At 55.8% G+C, this 17,511-nt stretch carries 11 protein-coding genes; 8 read left to right on the top strand and 3 right to left on the bottom strand.

Features of this window, described 5'->3' with window-relative positions:
* Positions 1 to 114: 114 nt before the first annotated feature.
* The 8 genes from CU102_RS17315 to CU102_RS17280 all read left to right on the top strand — a co-directional run bounded on the left by CU102_RS17315 (position 115) and on the right by CU102_RS17280 (position 14,362).
* A complete protein-coding gene (locus tag CU102_RS17315) occupies positions 115 to 621 on the top strand; it encodes a hypothetical protein (protein ID WP_106712358.1) in 507 nt (168 codons plus the stop codon).
* A 16-nt stretch (positions 622 to 637) separates the two neighbouring features.
* Complete coding sequence (locus CU102_RS17310; protein ID WP_106712357.1) at positions 638 to 817, top strand: hypothetical protein; 180 nt, start codon at positions 638 to 640, stop codon at positions 815 to 817.
* Positions 818 to 1,070: 253 nt separating this feature from the next.
* Complete coding sequence (locus CU102_RS17305) at positions 1,071 to 2,102, top strand: sulfate ABC transporter substrate-binding protein (protein ID WP_106712356.1); 1,032 nt, start codon at positions 1,071 to 1,073, stop codon at positions 2,100 to 2,102.
* Positions 2,103 to 2,106: 4 nt separating this feature from the next.
* Positions 2,107 to 2,967, top strand: a complete 861-nt coding sequence (gene cysT / locus CU102_RS17300; RefSeq protein WP_106712355.1) for a sulfate ABC transporter permease subunit CysT — start codon at positions 2,107 to 2,109, stop codon at positions 2,965 to 2,967.
* Positions 2,957 to 3,838 (top strand): sulfate ABC transporter permease subunit CysW, encoded by an 882-nt coding sequence (gene cysW / locus CU102_RS17295; RefSeq protein ID WP_106712354.1) that lies wholly within the window; start codon positions 2,957 to 2,959, stop codon positions 3,836 to 3,838. Before cysT ends, cysW begins: the two co-directional genes overlap by 11 nt.
* A 12-nt stretch (positions 3,839 to 3,850) precedes the next feature.
* Positions 3,851 to 4,888 carry a sulfate/molybdate ABC transporter ATP-binding protein gene (locus CU102_RS17290; protein WP_106712353.1) on the top strand — a complete coding sequence of 346 codons (1,038 nt, stop codon included), beginning with the start codon at positions 3,851 to 3,853 and terminating at the stop codon, positions 4,886 to 4,888.
* Positions 4,889 to 5,175: 287 nt separating this feature from the next.
* Positions 5,176 to 13,803 carry a glycoside hydrolase family 94 protein gene (locus CU102_RS17285; protein ID WP_106712352.1) on the top strand — a complete coding sequence of 2,876 codons (8,628 nt, stop codon included), beginning with the start codon at positions 5,176 to 5,178 and terminating at the stop codon, positions 13,801 to 13,803.
* Positions 13,804 to 13,927: 124 nt separating this feature from the next.
* Positions 13,928 to 14,362, top strand: a complete 435-nt coding sequence (locus tag CU102_RS17280; protein ID WP_106712351.1) for a Fur family transcriptional regulator — start codon at positions 13,928 to 13,930, stop codon at positions 14,360 to 14,362.
* A gap of 49 nt (positions 14,363 to 14,411) precedes the next feature.
* On the opposite strand, the gene ptsN is transcribed toward CU102_RS17280, so the two are convergent.
* The 3 genes from ptsN to rpoN all read right to left on the bottom strand — a co-directional run bounded on the left by ptsN (position 14,412) and on the right by rpoN (position 17,417).
* Positions 14,412 to 14,876 carry a PTS IIA-like nitrogen regulatory protein PtsN gene (gene ptsN, locus CU102_RS17275; protein WP_106712350.1) on the bottom strand — a complete coding sequence of 155 codons (465 nt, stop codon included), beginning with the start codon at positions 14,874 to 14,876 and terminating at the stop codon, positions 14,412 to 14,414.
* Between the two features lie 76 nt (positions 14,877 to 14,952).
* Positions 14,953 to 15,546 (bottom strand): ribosome hibernation-promoting factor, HPF/YfiA family, encoded by a 594-nt coding sequence (gene hpf, locus CU102_RS17270; protein ID WP_106712349.1) that lies wholly within the window; start codon positions 15,544 to 15,546, stop codon positions 14,953 to 14,955.
* Between the two features lie 206 nt (positions 15,547 to 15,752).
* Entirely contained in the window at positions 15,753 to 17,417 is a 1,665-nt protein-coding gene (rpoN, locus tag CU102_RS17265; RefSeq protein ID WP_106712348.1) for an RNA polymerase factor sigma-54, read from the bottom strand.
* Positions 17,418 to 17,511 lie beyond the last annotated feature (94 nt).

The following is a 17,511-nucleotide window of genomic DNA, read 5'->3' as shown; positions in this document are numbered from 1 at the left end:
GGCAGCCTTTATCTTCTGTTTCCAGCCATGACAGGCTGACACAGCCTTTGGACCCCTCCTGCCGCAATAGGCCCCTCGCCTTGATCTGCAATAACCAACAGGATGGGAGCGGCGATGTACCCACGCTTATCTGAAGCAGGTAATGGAGCGGGATGCTATTTCGACCGCACGCCGGAGAAGTTGGTGCTCGAAGGCTATCGCCGCTGGACGGCAGGCTTTGAGACCGGTTCCGTTGTGGCCTGGGAAATGGCTTTCGGCCTTTACAGCGAACTGCTCGGCACCCGCAACGGCAACCGCGCGCTTTCCGAGCTGTCGTTCTTCATCCGCACCCTGCGGCACTGCGCACTTTGTCCGTTAAAAACCTTCCCGTTCGGGTCGCACCACGTGTGCCGGGAAGAGTGCCTGACCTTGGGACTCATCGCCGGGCTACAAAATTGCGACGTCGACACGGCACGAACGTGCCTTAATGCCATGGCATGCCCCTCTGCTCATGAGGAGGTGGAGAATGCCGCGATCGTTTTTGCGGAAACACTGGTCGAATTGGACCAAGTGCTTCTGCCAATCCCCAAATCCGTGATCGACGACATTATTACGCGCCCGTTTCGGGCCAAGTATCATTAAGAAAGGGAAAGAGAGCATGATCATCAATTCACGCATGGAACGCCGCCTTTCCATCGCCGCAACCGCACTTTTGACAGCTGCGATCTTTGTCATGCCGATTAAGACGCATGCACCGACCAATGCTCTCCTGGAACCCGCTGCCAGCTATTTGAAACTGGCTGATGCAGCATCCACAAACCTCTTGTTGCGCAAATAATCTTCAGGCTGCGTACGAGTTCGATCGGTGTAGGCGCCCAGGCCACTATCGGCTAAGTTTTGCGTCGTTTCGTCGTGAGGCGCTGGCCCAGGCGCGATCGAAATCTTATGCTCCGCTCAAATAGACGACTGTTTCGGTAGACTATGATCATCTGGTAGAATTTTCTAATATTTCCATATAAAAGGAATTCTTTCTAACGCCCCTCTTTGATGGGGCTCTGCTACGCTTCAGTTCTGATCACACGGAGGCAGGCATGAAACATTCGCGACTTTCCCTATCACTGGCGGCTGTGTTGCTTACAGCAACTGTCGCCTTCCAGCCGCTGTCTGCTGCCCGTGCGGACACGACGCTCTTGAACGTGTCTTACGATCCGACACGGGAGTTCTATAAGGAATTCAATGCTGCTTTCGCCGCAAAATGGAAGACCGACACCGGCGAGACAGTAACGATCCAGACATCGCATGGCGGCTCGGGCAAGCAAGCGCGTGCGGTCATTGACGGCCTCGACGCCGATGTGGTGACGCTGGCGCTCGAAAGCGATATTTCAGCCATCGTTAAAGCGGGCAACAAAATCATTCCCGATTGGCGCACCAAATACCCGCACAATTCTGCCCCCTACACATCGACGATCGTCTTTCTGGTGCGCAAGGGTAATCCAAAGGGCATCAAGGACTGGGGCGACCTGGTCAAGGACGGTGTAGAAGTTATCACACCCAACCCGAAGACGTCCGGCGGTGCACGCTGGAACTATCTGGCGGCCTGGGCCTGGGCCTATGGCCAACACGGCGGCGATGAAGCCAAGATCAAGGAGTATATTGGCACCCTTTTCCAGCATGTTCCCGTACTCGACACCGGCGCACGTGGATCGACCACGACCTTCGCCCAACGCGAACTTGGTGACGTGCTCCTGGCCTGGGAAAACGAAGCCTATCTTTCTCTGGCGGAATTCGGTGCCGACAAATTTGATATTGTCGTTCCGCCACAGTCAATTCTGGCCGAGCCTCCGGTGGCGGTCGTCGACGGAAATGTCGATGCGAAAGGTACGCGCAAAGCTGCCGAAGCCTATCTCCAATATCTCTATTCGGAAGAAGGTCAAACATTGGCCGCCAAGCATTTTTACCGCCCGGCCGAACCCGAATTGGTGCCAGCCGATCTATTGAAAAAATTACCAGAGTTGAAACTGGTCACAATCGATGATCCAATCTTCGGCGGGTGGGCTAAGGCGCAGCCCTACCACTTCGGAGATGGCGGAACGTTTGACCAGATTTACAAGCCGAAACAGTAACAGCATGATTTCCAACCTAGCGAAAGCGGGTTGGCGGTTTAAGAGGCCGAGTGTCATTCCAGGGTTTGGACTGACACTCGGCTTCACTCTTGCCTACCTTGCATTGATTGTACTTATCCCTTTAACCGGCCTCGTATGGCGCTCAGCATCGCTGGGATTCACAGGATTCTGGCAGGTCGCATCTGACCCGCGCACAGTAAACGCCCTGAAGATCAGCTTTGGTACTGCATTCGTCGCCGCCCTCATCAATGTCGTGTTCGGAGTGATCGTCGCCTGGGTGCTTGTACGCTATCGGTTTCCCGGCCGCCGGATTATCGATGCCATTGTCGATCTGCCTTTTGCGCTCCCGACAGCCGTAGCCGGTATTGCGCTGACATCGCTTTACGCCAAGAATGGCTGGATCGGTCAGTTGCTGCAGCCGCTTGGTATCAAGGTCGCGTTTACGCCCATCGGCATTACAATCGCTTTGATTTTCGTCGGCCTTCCTTTTGTTGTGCGGACAGTGCAGCCGGTGATGGAGGAAATCCGCAAGGAGGTCGAGGAAGCTGCGGCAACCTTGGGTGCCAATCGATTTCAGACAATCACCCGGGTGCTGCTGCCCGGTTTGCAGCCAGCTATCCTAACCGGTTTCGCCTTGGCCTTTGCCCGGGCGGTCGGTGAGTATGGTTCCGTGATCTTCATCGCAGGTAATCTGCCATATGTTTCGGAAATTGCACCTCTGTTGATCGTCATCCGGCTCGAAGAATTCGACTATGCCGGCGCGACAGCCATTGCAGCCATCATGCTCCTGCTCTCCTTTGCCATGCTTTTCGTCATCAATCTCATTCAGGCGTGGAGCCGCAGGAGGTACGGCTATGGCACTTGATCTGCCCCAAACAGAATCGTCGGCCAAAGTTTGGCATCCGGCAACAACCGAAAGCCGCGCCGCACGCTACGCCTTGATCGCCATAACACTGGCATTTCTTGGATTGTTTCTGTTCATGCCACTTGTCTCTGTCTTCGTCGAGGCATTCCGCAAGGGGCCGGCTGAATATTTCGCTGCCTTGTTGGAACCTGATGCCAGGGCTGCTATACGGCTGACGCTCCTTGTGGCCGCTACGGCGGTTCCACTCAACCTCATCTTCGGTGTCGTTGCAGCATGGACGATTGCCAAGTTCGAGTTCAAGGGCAAGGCGTTTCTGACCACCCTGATCGACCTGCCATTCTCGGTCTCACCCGTTATTTCCGGCCTCGTCTACGTATTGCTGTTCAGTTCGCACAGCGTGCTGGGGCCTTGGCTGAAATCGCATGGGATCGAGGTTCTGTTTGCTGTTCCAGGCATTGTCCTCGCAACCATGTTTGTCACCTTCCCGTTTGTTGCTCGTGAACTTATCCCCTTAATGCAGCATCAGGGAACGACGGATGAGGAAGCTGCACTGTCGCTCGGGGCCAATGGCTGGCAGACGTTCTGGCATGTTACACTTCCCAACATCAAATGGGGCTTGCTCTATGGCGTGCTTTTGTGCAACGCCCGGGCTATGGGGGAATTCGGCGCAGTGTCGGTCGTTTCGGGCCATATTCGGGGCCTGACAAACACAATGCCGCTGCATGTCGAGATTCTTTACAACGAGTATAATTTTGTCGCTGCTTTTGCGGTGGCTTCGCTTTTGGCTTTGCTCGCGCTTGTGACGCTCGTTCTCAAGACGCTGCTGGAGCTGAAATATGGAGCCGAACTTCGTGCAGCCAGCGGACACTGAGAGGGAATAGAAATGGATGTTCGCGTAAGTGGTGTACGCAAGGAATTCGATCGCTTTCCGGCGTTGCACGACGTGTCGCTGGAAATCAACTCGGGCGAACTGATCGCCCTGCTGGGACCATCCGGTTCGGGCAAGACGACACTTTTGAGATTGATCGCCGGACTTGAGTCACCGACCGAAGGCAAGGTCTTCTTCGGCGATGAGGATGCGTCATTGAAGTCGGTCCAGGAACGCAATGTTGGTTTCGTCTTTCAGCACTATGCACTGTTCCGGCATATGACGGTGATCGATAATGTCGGTTTTGGTCTAAAGGTTAGGCCAAACTCCAGTCGCCCGAGCAGCGAGGAAATTCGCCGGCGATCCTCGGAGCTTCTTGATTTTGTTCAGCTTTCTGGCCTCGAAAAGCGTTATCCTGCGCAGCTTTCCGGCGGTCAGCGCCAGCGTGTCGCACTCGCCCGGGCAATGGCGATCGAGCCGCGTATTCTGCTCCTCGACGAGCCTTTTGGCGCGCTTGATGCAAAAGTACGCAAGGAATTGCGCCGCTGGTTACGTGAGATCCACGACAAGACCAAGCATACGACGGTCTTTGTGACACATGATCAGGACGAGGCGCTGGAACTCGCCGACCGTGTGGTCGTTATGAGCCAGGGCAGGATCGAACAGATCGGAACGCCCGACGAAGTTTATGACAAGCCGAATTCACCCTTCGTCTACAGTTTCATTGGCGAATCAAGCAAGATTGATGTTCGCGTCGAAAACGGTGAATTGTGGCTTGCCGATCGACGCCTTGGCCTAAAGAGCGATCTTCCTGATGGCGATGCTTCGCTCTACTTCAGACCCCACGATGTCGCGCTCGTCAGCGACTCCGATGCGTGCATTATGGGCACCGTGGTGGCGAGCCGCCGCGTCGGCGCAACCAGACGGGTGGAGCTTGAGATAGGCGGCGCTTCCGAGCGTATTGAAATAGGAATTTCCGCCGATCATCCCGCAAAAGAAATGAGCGGGATCGCGTTCCGTCCACAGCATTGGCGGGTGTTTCCAAAAAGCTGAACAGAGGACACTGAACCAAGGACCGGAGTTGGAAAACTCCGGTCTTTTCGTTTGGAGGTGCATGCTCCGAGCTATCCGCATCATTCGCTGAGACTGGCCAAAATTACATACAAAGCCTAATAGTAATCTGACTCATTTTCATCAAAACTGATCGCTAACAACAAAAGTGGTGATAGCTTAATTGCCTTGACCTGATTAGATCGTAAACTGACCGGCGGGTGCTCGACCCGTGGTCAACCCAGTGCTGCAATCTCGAAGATTTTTCTTCCCAACCGAAACGAAGGCAAATGCCCGTATTGAGCTTTATTCAAGCATTCGCATCCCAGAAGAAAACTGTTGGCCAGGTCCTTTCTGTCCAGCCAAACCCGATCAGGGCTCACTACAAGTCCATTGATGATCTGAGGGATCTGGGAGCGCGCGTGGCGAAAGGCGAGGACGTCCGCCTCCCCGACTATGAACCCATGGTCTTCGAGCAGCGCACGGTCGAAAACGCGCGGCTCATCCTGCATTCCTATCGCTCTTCCGATGCCGCAGCACGCAAAGGAGAAACGATCACGCCGGCCGCCCAATGGTTGCTCGATAATTATTATCTGGTCGACCAGAATATTCAGCAGGTTGAGCGCGACCTTCCCAAGAAATTCTTCCGGCAATTGCCGTCGCTGACAGGCAAGCCGGAAATCCCAAGGGTCATGGCCCTGGCATGGTTGTATGTTGCACATACGGACAGCCAGTTTTCGCTGAACAGCCTGAGTGCCATCGTGGAGGGTTTTCAGACTATCCAGCCCCTGCATATCGGTGAATTATGGGCGCTGCCATCTGCCGTCCGGTTTATCCTCATCGAGAATGCCCGCCGTTTGTCCCTGCGCGTCGAACGGGCGCGCCGCATGCGTGCCTACGCTAATAGTGTCGCCGACGAAATCACACTGAACGCCGACAAGGACACCCTGCCGCAGCTTCTGGCGCAATATGCCGCCGCGGCGCGTGACAGTACCTTCGCCACGCATTTGCTCTATCGTCTGCGCGGCGGCGCAACCCACTCGGGCGCGGCCGTAGCCTGGCTCGAAGATGAGCTTGAGAAGAACGGCAGCGATGCCGAAGACGCCATCATTCAGGAGCACACACGCCAATCAACCGGCGGCGTGACGATGGGCAACCTCATCCGCAGTCTGAAATCCATCGACGATGTCGACTGGATCACCTGGTTCGAGACTGTCAGCGGTGTCGACGCTGTCTTGCGCGAACATTCGAACTTCGACGCCCTCGACTTCCATTCACGCAATGCATACCGCGTTGCCATTGAAAAAATCGCTCGCCGTTCAGGCAAAAGCGAACAGGACATCACTGAGGCAGCGCTGAGCCTCGCACAGAAAAGTGCCGAGGAAACCGGCGACGAAGGGGGTGTTACCGAGCAGCGGCGACGCGACGTTGGTTATTATCTCGCCGGCGAGGGCCGCCCGGAACTTGAGGCAACCTGTACCTACCGGCCGACTGTACTTGAACGCTGGGTCCGGTTCTATCGCAAACTCGGTCTGGCCGGGCTTTGGGTGCCGGCGTCTTTCTTCTCGATCGTGATCCTGCTTCTGATCCACTACTGGCTGCGCCATGCCGGCGTTCCGAGTGATCTGACCCTGGTCTTTACCCTTCTTGCTGTCTTTCCGGCAATGGAAACGGCCAATGGCTTCGTCAACTGGATCATCCCAATGTTCATGCCGCCAACGCGGCTGATCGGGTTCGAGTACAAGAATGGTTTGCCCCCGGAAGCGAAGACCCTTGTCGCGGTACCGACATTGATCACATCTCGCGATTCCGTCGACGAACACATCCGCAATCTCGAAGTGCATTATCTGACCAATCCGCGCGGCGAAGTCTATTTCGCGCTGCTCACGGACTGGGCTGACAGCAAGGTCGAACAAACCGACGATGATCTCGATATCTTCGATTACGCCCGTGAAAAGATCACTGCGCTAAACAACCATTACACCCAGAACAATCCGCGCTTCTTCTTGCTGCATCGCAAGCGCCTGTACAATGCGCAGGAAAACTGCTGGATGGGCTGGGAGCGTAAGCGCGGCAAGCTCCACGAGCTCAATCTGCTCCTGCGTGGCGACAAGGATACGACGTACTTCCCGACGAATGAGGAGGTTCCAACCGACATCAAATTCGTGATGACGCTGGATTCCGATACGAGGCTGACGCCGGACTCGGTCAACCGTCTCGCCGGCAAGCTGGTACACCCGCTCAATCGCCCCATCTACAGAGCTAAATCGGGTCGCGTGGTCAGCGGTTACTCCGTGCTTCAGCCGCGGGTAACGCCGTCGCTTACGACAGGCGACGACGCCTCGTTCCTCCAACGCGTCTTCTCTGTCAATCGTGGTATCGACCCCTATGTCTTCGCGGTTTCCGACGTTTACCAGGACGTACTGGGCGAAGGAACGTTCACTGGCAAGGGCCTTTACGACATCGATTTCTTTGAAGCCGCGCTTGAAGGCAAGATTGGTGAGAATTCAATTCTCAGCCATGATTTGCTCGAAGGCGGCTATGCGCGCAGCGCGCTCGTCAGCGATGTTGAAGTGGTCGAGGACTATCCGACCGGCTATAATGTCGATATTTCCCGCCACCATCGCTGGACTCGCGGTGACTGGCAGCTCCTGTCCTATCTCTTCAGCACCAAACCGGGTGTGACTGCGGTCACCCGCTGGAAGATGGTCGATAATCTCCGTCGTTCCTTGGCGCCGATATTCTGGATTATCGCTGCCATCGCCGGGTGGACATTGCTGCCGCCTGGGCTGGCCACACTTTGGCAGTGTTTCCTGATCTTCAGCATGTTCATCGTGCCTACGATGATCCTGTTTACGAACCTCGTCCCAACCGACATGAACCTTTCGCTCAAGGGGCATGTTCAGGCGATTCTGACCGATGTCTTCTCCGGGGCGGCCGATATTGCCCTGCGCATTACGTTCGTTGCCAACATGGCCTGCCTGATGGCCGACGCTATTGTGCGTACGCTTTACCGCTTGTTTGTCTCCCGCAAGCATCTGCTCGAATGGCGTGCCGCTGCGCAGGCCAAGACGAGTTCGCCTGACACGCTCAGCTACTACACCCAGCTGATGTGGCCGGCAGTGGTCGTTGCTGTTGTTGCCATTGGTCTGCCGCTTGCCGCGTATAGCCCGGCATGGTTCATCGCAGTGCCCTTCGCATTGATCTGGTTCCTTTCGCCGATGATTGCCTGGCTAGTCAGCCGCTCAGCCAAACCGCTCGATGATTTGAATGTTCGTTCTTCGGACAAGGGGGAACTGCGCCGGTTCGCCCGCCGCACCTGGCACTATTACGATACGTTCGTGACCGAGGAGCAGAATTTCATTCCGCCTGACAATTTCCAGGAAGATCCTCATCCCGTCATCGCCACTCGCACATCGCCGACCAATATCGGCATGTACCTGCTTTCGACTGTTGCAGCCCGTGATTTCGGCTGGATCGGCTTTACCGAAACGCTGACACGGATCGATCAGACGCTCGAGACCCTTGAAAAGATGGAGAAATATCGAGGCCATCTTTACAATTGGTATGAGACGACCACCTTGCGGCCGCTATTGCCGCTTTACGTATCGGCGGTTGACAGCGGTAACCTTGCCGGTCATCTCGTCGCGCTCTCCTCTGCGCTCGAGAAATGGGCCGAGGCCCCCTCTGTTTATCTCCAGAGCGACCTCGACGGCGTACTCGATGTCAGCGACATTCTGGAAGAAGCGATCGGTGACATTCCGGATGACCGCCGGGTTCTCAGGCCGCTGCGCCGCCGTCTTGACGAGCGCGTCTCCAATTTCCGCCGCGCGATTACAACGATCAAGGAAGAGCCGGAAACGGCCTCTTTGCGCACGATCAATCTCTCACTTTTCGCTGGTGACATTCAACGCCTGACTGAAGAGTTGCATGGCGAACTCGAAAGCCCGGTTAGTGCAACGGCCAATGAGTGGGCGCTGCTGCTGGTCAAGACATGCCAGGCGCACACGGACGATGCCATTGGTAGCCATGAGGGCACGGATGTTCTGCGCGAGCGACTGGTAACGCTTGCGACGCGAGCCCGGCAATTGGCGTTCGATACTGACTTTACCTTCCTTGAGCGCAAGGAACGCCGCCTGCTGTCAATCGGCTTCCGCGTTGAGACCAATGAACTCGACGCAAGCTGCTATGACCTTCTGGCATCCGAAGCGCGGCTGGCGAGCCTCTTCGCCATCGCCAAGGGCGATATCCCGGTGGATCACTGGTTCCGCCTCGGACGTCTGTTGGTCCCGGTTGGCTGGCGCGGTGCGCTGATCTCCTGGTCAGGTTCGATGTTCGAGTACCTCATGCCGCCATTGGTCATGATCGAACCACTCGGCAGCATGCTGGACCAGACCAACAAGCTGATCGTTCAGCGTCAGATCGAGTATGGCGAATCCAAAGGGTTGCCATGGGGTATTTCGGAGGCCGCATACAATGCGCGCGATCCGGAAATGAACTATCAGTACACCAACTTCGGCGTCCCGACACTCGGTCTCAAGCGTGGGCTCTCCAAGAACTACGTTGTCGCGCCCTATGCGAGCATCATGGCCAGCCAATATCAGCCGGCCGCGGCCGTGAAGAACCTGAACCGGCTGCGCGAGATGGGCGCCCTTGGCAAGTATGGCTTCTACGATGCCGTCGATTTCACCAAGTCGCGCGTCCGGGAGGATGAAGAATACGCTGTGGTCCGCAATTACATGGCACACCATCACGGCATGTCGATCGTTGCAGTCAACAACGTGGTATTCGAGGGACGCATGCGTGACCGATTCCACGCAGATCCTGTTATAGAGGCCGCTGAACTACTGCTGCAGGAGAAGGCCCCGCGCGAAATCCCGGTTCTGCAGGCAAAGGCCGAGAATCCGATGCGCAAGGCCGTCGAAAGCAGCGAAGAGACGCCTTCAATTCATATCATCCAGAATCCGCTCGCCGCTCCCCGCGCGACGCAAGTCATGTCGAATGGCCATTATTCGGTTATGGTTACGGCCAATGGCGGCGGCTACAGCCGCTGGAACGGGCTTGCGATCACGCGCTTCCAGCCCGACATCCTCGAAAGTGGCTACGGCACCTTCCTGTTCCTGCGGGACATGGAGAATGGCGAATGGTGGTCAGCCACCGGCGATCCGGTACGTGTCTCCGGCGAAAAGAGCACCACGATCTTCACCGATTACAAGGCGGAGTTCATCAAGGAAACCGGCACGCTGCATTCGACCGTAGAGGCCATCGTCGCTTCGGATTCCGACGGCGAAGGCCGGCGTATTGTCATCACGAATACCGGGACGAAGGACCGTATCATCGAAGTGACGTCCTACGCCGAACTGGTGTTGACCAATGACGATACTGATACGGCCCATCCCGCATTTGCCAAGATGTTCGTGGAGACTGAGATCGACCAGCGCGGCGACACAATTTACGCCACGCGCCGCAAGCGCGGGAATGGTGAGCCGGACATCCATGTTGCACACATGGTCAGCGACAGTTCCGGCGCAATGCGCGAAGTCCAGGCCGAAACGGACCGGCGTGCGTTCATTGGCCGAGGACGTTCCTTGCGTAATCCGGCTGCCTTCGACGAAGGCGCGACGCTGACCGGCAGCCAAGGGTTTGTGCTCGACCCCATCGCTTCGTTGCGCTGCCGCGTTCGAGTACCGGCACACAAGAAGGTTACACTGGTGTTCTGGACGCTCGTCCGGCCAAACCGTCAGGAACTGGAAGAGGTCGTTGCACGCTTCCGCCACCCGGATTGTTTCGCGCGCGAATTCTCGTTGTCATGGACAAGTTCACAGGTTCGCCTTCACCACATCGGGATAAACCCCGATGAGGCCCAGGTCTTTCAACGTGTTGCAACAAGCCTGATCTATCCTGACAAGACGTTGCGGATGCCGTCCGAAAGCATTGCAAGCGGTCTTGGCAGTCAATCCGAACTTTGGCCGATGTCCATCTCAGGTGACTTCCCAATCCTCGCCCTGCGCATCGATGACGAAGCTGACATGGAGACGCTACGGAACCTGTTGAGGGCGCACGAGTATTGGCGCGCCAAAGGCCTGGTTGTCGATGTAGTGGTCATCAACGAACGTTCTTTCTCGTATGCCCAGGACTTCCAGCGCGGTCTAGAGGCAATCTGTGAAAATAGCCGTGCACGTGGTGCCCAGCTCGGGCCACGTGTTCATATCTTCACCGTCCGCCGTGATCAGATGAGTGACGCAAGCTACAACACCCTGTTGGCTTCCGCCCGCATCGTCATGCACGCCCAAAATGGCTCGCTGGCCGAACAGCTGAAGCGAATGGAAGGCCTCACTTTGGATCTTGTTCCCGTAACGGAAACAAGAGGCAAATCGATTGTTACTGCTGACGCTGAGGCCGAGGACATGCGGGGCATAGCCCCCGCTCCAACGCAACTCATGAACAAGCGCGGCGCGAAGATGTCCGGAGACGACCTCGCTTTCTGGAACGGCTTTGGTGGTTTTGACATGAAGACCGGCGAATACGTTATCCGCCTTTCCGGCTACAGCCACACGCCGCAACCCTGGATCAACGTCATTTCCAATTCCAGTTTTGGCTTCCACGTATCAGCCGAGGGGGCAGGCTTCACCTGGTCTGGAAACAGCCGTGACTACCAGTTGACGCAATGGTCCAACGATCCTGTCATCAACCGCTCCGGCGAAGCGCTGTATGTGGTTGACCTCGACAAGAATATCGCCTTCGCGCCCACTGCCTCGGTGTTACGCGATCCTGCCGTCAAGTACGAAACGCGTCACGGTCAGGGCTATTCGACCTTTGTCTCGCGGCATGGCAATGTCGGGCTGGAATTGACCCATACTGTCGATCCCAAATTGCCCGTGCGCGTGTCCAGTCTCAAGATCACCAACCAGGGCGGTTCGGCCAAGCGCTTGCGCATCTATGGCTTCGTCGAGTGGCTGCTCGGCAATGCCCGCGCAAAGACTGCACCGTTCATTGTGCCATCATCCGATCCCGAAACCGGTGCACTCTTTGCCCGGAACCCGTACGGCATCGACCGACGTACGAATGTGGCGTTCTTCGCCAGCAATTTGAAGCCGCAATCGGTTACAGCCGATCGTGCCGAATTCCTCGGCGCGCTCGGTACAGTTGATCGGCCTTCGGCAGTGCTTCAAGCGAAGTCTTTGTCGAATCTTGTCGAGGCGGGAGGGGATCCATGCGCGGCGCTTGCGGTCGATATCGACCTTGCTGCAGGGGAAACCAGAGAAGTTCTGTTCTATATGGGTGATGCCGGCAATGCCGATGAGGCACGCCGCATCGTCGCGGAACACAGTAAGCGCCCGTTCGAGGAAACACTGTCAGCCTCGAAGGCGATCTGGGCAAACTTCCTCGACGGATTGCAGGTCGATACCCCCGACGATGCATTCGACGTCATGGTCAATCGCTGGCTGCCTTATCAAAGCCTCGCCTGCCGTATCTGGGCGCGCTCGGCGTTCTATCAGGCAAGCGGCGCCTTCGGCTTCCGGGACCAGCTGCAGGATACGTTGTCCATGCTGATCCTCGATCCATCGCTTGCGCGGAAGCAGATTTTGAACGTCTCCGCGCGTCAGTTCAAGGAAGGCGATGTCCAGCATTGGTGGCTGCCGACGACAGGGGCAGGTGTGCGGACAAAAATCTCCGATGATGTTGTCTGGCTCGGATATGCCATTGCGCATTATACCTCGGTTACCGGCGATATGAGCATCCTTGATGAGCAAGTCGCATTCATCGAAGGGCGGGCACTTGAAGATGGCGAGCACGACGCCTTCTATCAGCCAACAATCTCCGGGCAAAGGGTAAGCGTCTACGAGCATGCAGCACGTGCACTTGATCTTGCCGTAGCACGTACTGGATCACACGGCCTGCCGTTGATGATGACGGGCGACTGGAACGACGGCATGAATCGCGTTGGTGAAGACGGCAAGGGTGAAAGCGTCTGGCTCGGCTGGTTCCTGATCAGCACCTTGCGCGATGTCCTACCCATCGCCAGACACTTCAAGGATACGGACCGCATACAGCATTGGGAAGCCCATATCGAACGTCTCAAGGCGGCTCTCGAAAAGGACGGTTGGGACGGGGAATGGTACCGCCGCGGCTATTTTGATGATGGCTCACCACTTGGCTCCAAGAAGAGCGAGGAGTGCAAAATCGATTCCATCGCACAGTCATGGAGCGTATTGTCCGGCTATGGTGACCCGCACCGGGCAAAACAAGCCATGCATTCTGTGGCGACGCATCTCGTCGATGAAGAGGTCGATATCATCAAATTGTTCACGCCACCGTTCAACAAGTCGCGGCACGATCCCGGCTACATCAAGAGCTATCCTGTTGGTGTCCGCGAAAACGGCGGGCAATACACCCATGCTGCAACCTGGGCCGTGCTCGCCATGGCCAAACTTGGCGATGCTGATGAGGCCTATCGCTGGTTCAGGAAACTCAATCCTGTGAACCACTCTCTGGACGCAGAAAGAGCTGAATCCTATCGCGTGGAGCCCTATGTGGTGGCTGCGGATGTCTATTCAGTCGATCCAATGCGCGGACGCGGAGGGTGGACCTGGTATACAGGTTCGGCAGGCTGGCTCTATCGCGTTGCGACGGAAGGCATTCTCGGCATTAGCCGCCAGAATGACCGGTTGTTCGTAGACCCTGCCCTCCCTTCGGACTGGGACGGTTTCAGCTTTGTTCTGCGCAACGGCGACGCCCGCTACATAGTGGAAGTCAAGCCAGCCGCAAAGGGCGGCAAGAAGATAACTGTTAACGGCAAAAAGCTGGCCAAGCCTGATAGTGGAATTCCACTGGACGATTCTGGCGAACACAAAGTCCTTGTGGAAGTGCCGCCAGCCAGTGCAGTCACCGACCTGACAGCGACTGCAGCCAGCTGATACAAACGCCGCACCGCCAGCGTTGCTTCGCTGGCGGTGTTTGACCCGGGGCCGGCCACAAACCGTCCGGAATTCCAGTTGAGAATCTTTGCAACTGTGTCCGATCTGGCGCATAATTGCGTTCATGAAACATACCTTCAATCAAAAGCCGGATTATGAAAAAGAACTGCGTAATGCAGGCGTACGCATCACCCGGCCCCGCCGAATCATTCTCGATATTCTGACTTCTACCGAGGACCACCCAGACGCGATGAAGATTTTTCACCGCGCCATCGAGATCGATGACAGCATTTCCCTATCAACGGTTTATCGCACAATGAACCTGCTGGAGGAGATGGGCGCCATTCATCGCCACGCCTTTAATGGCGGACCGTCGCGGTTCGAACAGGCGCATGGTGAACATCATGATCACCTTATCGACGTCGATACGGGCGCCGTTATCGAGTTCAAGTCGGACAAGATCGAAAAGCTGCAGGAAGAGATCGCCAAGTCTCTCGGCTACGACATTATCCATCACCGGCTCGAGCTTTACGGCAGAAAGATCGACCGATCCTCGTAAAAAAAGCCGCCCATCTGGGCGGCTTTTATTTACACTGAGAGATTAGTGATCAAGCTGCGTTTGAGGTTGGCTGTGTCGTCAAAAGTTCGTAGATCAGGCTCGCGTCGTGGGCAGTCCGCAGCTTTGCAATGCGTTCCGGATCACGCAACATGCGGGCGATGCGTGACAGAGCCTTGAGGTGATCTGCGCCCGCATTTTCGGGCGCCAGCAACAGGAACACGATGTCAACCGGCTGATCGTCGAGTGCCTCAAAATCGATGGACGTCTCGAGCTGGGCGAAAACCCCAGCAATGCGTTTGACGCTATTGATCTTGCCATGCGGAATGGCAATACCATTGCCGACGCCAGTAGAGCCAAGGCGCTCGCGTTGCAAGACAGTGTCAAATATTTCCCGCTCACTCAAGCCGGTCAAGGCAGCTGCCTTTTCCGACATGATCTGCAAAAGTTGTTTTTTGGAATTGACTTTCAATGCGGGCAGGACAGCGTCAGGCTGAATGAGATCACCCAGATCCATTATCTCTCTTCCTTCCAGTTACCGTCCGCGCTCTTACATGAGCGCGAACGATAGTTCAAATTGCGCTAGGTCTTGCTCATTGCTGGGCAGCGTTTTGGCCAGCCACTGCCGAGGGATCGATCCAGCCGATATTTCCGTCAGGACGGCGATATACGATATTAACCTGCGTACTGCCAGAGTTGCGGAATACTACCACAGGACTATCTTTCAGATCGAGTTCCACGACAGCCGATGCCACACTCATGCTTCGAAGTGCCATTGACGATTCTGCAACGATAGTTGGAGCGTAATCCTCCGGGAAATCCTCATCATCGTCCGGCACGGGGGCCATGACGCGATAGGAAACATCGTCGAAAACACCGTTCGAACCTGGGGCCTGATGCGATTTGAGACGCCGCTTGTAGCGACGGAGGCGTTTGTCCACACGCTCTCCTGCTGCATCAAAGGCGAGGAGCGGATCCTGCGCTTCACCTGCAGCCTGCAACACCGTACCAGTATCCAGGCGGATGAGGCAGTCTGCAATAAATCGCGATCCCTGCTTTTCCACTGTAACGTGGCCGGTATATCCGCCATCGAAATATTTGGTCACCATCTCCCCGATCCGCTCTTCAATCCGAACGCGGAAAGCGTCACCAATGTCCATATGTTTCCCAGATACACGCAGACTCATGATACCTCACCTTCATTGTGATTTTCATTGCCCTAGCCAATCTACACTGTTGTTGAGAGCCGAGCAAAGACATCCCGCACATTCCGTGCGAGCCTTCCATCACATTTCGCTTTCTGATTCGTCATGTTCAAACGCGCGCTTTCGCTCCGATTGTCGCAAATTACCGGCGCTTCTCTCTCTCCCTGACCGGACTTCTTTGGCCCAGTTTATTTACCCACTCGCAAAAACCCTACACCTGTGTTGCGGACGAATCCAGACCTTCCATCGCCCTTGCGCACAGAGGTTTGGGCTTTTTTCTCGCGTCGCCTTTGCACCGAAGATGCAATATTCATGGCTTCCCGATATTTGGCTACGGTACGGCGAGCAATCTCCACGCCTTGTTGCTTCAGCAGGTCGACAATTGTATCGTCCGATAGAATATCATCGGCTGCCTCAGCGTCGATAAGTTGTTTGATCTGGTGGCGAACAGATTGTGACGAATGTTGCTCACCTCCTTCGGTTGCGGAAATTGCCGCGTTGAAAAAGTAGCGTAATTCAAAGACGCCGCGCTTGGTCAGCATGTACTTGTTTGCTGTAACGCGACTTACGGTAGATTCGTGCATACCGATCGCGTCGGCCACATTGCGCAAGTTCAGTGGCTTCAAGTGCGCAATGCCGTACAGGAGGAAGTTCTCCTGCTGGCGCACGATTTCGCTGGCGACCTTCAGAATTGTCTGGGCACGCTGATCGAGACTGCGGGTTAGCCAGTTAGCATTCTGCAGACACTCACTCAGAAACGTCTTTTCTTCCGTCGACACTTTAGCCTTCGTCACGGTCGCGTAATAATTGTTGTTGACCAGGACACGCGGCAGAGCGTCGGGGTTGAGTTCGATCCGCCAGGTTCCGTCCGGTCCGGCATCGACCTGCACGTCAGGGATAATGCTGTCCGCTACGCCTGAAGAAAAAGCGGTTCCCGGTTTTGGGTCGAGAAGCTGAATTTCTCGCAACATGTCGAGAATATCCGCGTCAGTCACCTCGCAGAGTTTCTTCAGACTGTTAAAATCGCGCTTTGCGAGAAGATCCAGATGCTGCAACAGGGTTTTCATCGCAGGATCGAGCCGGTTTCGGGCGTGAAGCTGAAGTGCCAGGCATTCAGCCAGATCTCGGGCGAACAGTCCTGCCGGTTCAAACCCCTGCATCACTGCAATCAGTTTTTCCACATATGCCATGTCGACGCCGAGTCTTTCGGCGATCTCGCAGGTATCAGCGCGCAAGTATCCCATTTCGTCGAGGTGATCTGCCAGCTCCGCAGCAATCAGCCGATCAGCGGCGCTGATGAATGCAAAGACGATCTGCTCGCCAACGTGATCGCGAAGCGTCAGCGGAGATGCTGTAACCTGTTCGAGATTATATCCTTCGCCCCCAACAGAAACATAACCGTCGCCGGACGATGACTTCCACTGAGAGGCAAGATCGCCTGCAATGAAATCCTGCGTACCGGGGTCATCGGGAAAAATATTCTCAAGCGAACTATCAAAAGTATCGGACATCGAGCCGGCACTTGTCGACTCGCCGCTCACAAGCCAGTGATCGCTTTGATCATTCGGATCGTCACGATCATCACGCGCATCCGAATCTCCGCTCGCACTCGCCCTGTTGAAATCCTCTCCGTCGGAGTAGCTACGATCCCCACCAAGATTGCGTTCGTCGAGCGACAAGCGGTCGCCGTAGGTTTCGTCGCGCTCCAACAAGGGATTCTTTTCTATCTCCTGATCGATGAATTGTTCGAGTTCAACATGCGTCAGTTGCAGCAGTCGAATCGACTGCATGAGCAACGGCGTCATTACCAGTGCCTGAGTTTGCCTGAGATCGAGTTTTGGCGACAAGGCCATGATGAACGATGACGCTCCTGTACGAAATTCCCTGCTAATGTACAGAACTGGCCCGATCCTTGCTTGTCAATCGCAAGGGACCAAAAAACGCCGC

This window comes from Phyllobacterium brassicacearum (assembly GCF_003010955.1).
Classification (GTDB): Bacteria; Pseudomonadota; Alphaproteobacteria; order Rhizobiales; family Rhizobiaceae; genus Phyllobacterium; species Phyllobacterium brassicacearum.
The sequence above is the reverse complement of the archived record's forward strand: the minus strand, read 5'-3'. Positions and strand labels throughout refer to the sequence as shown.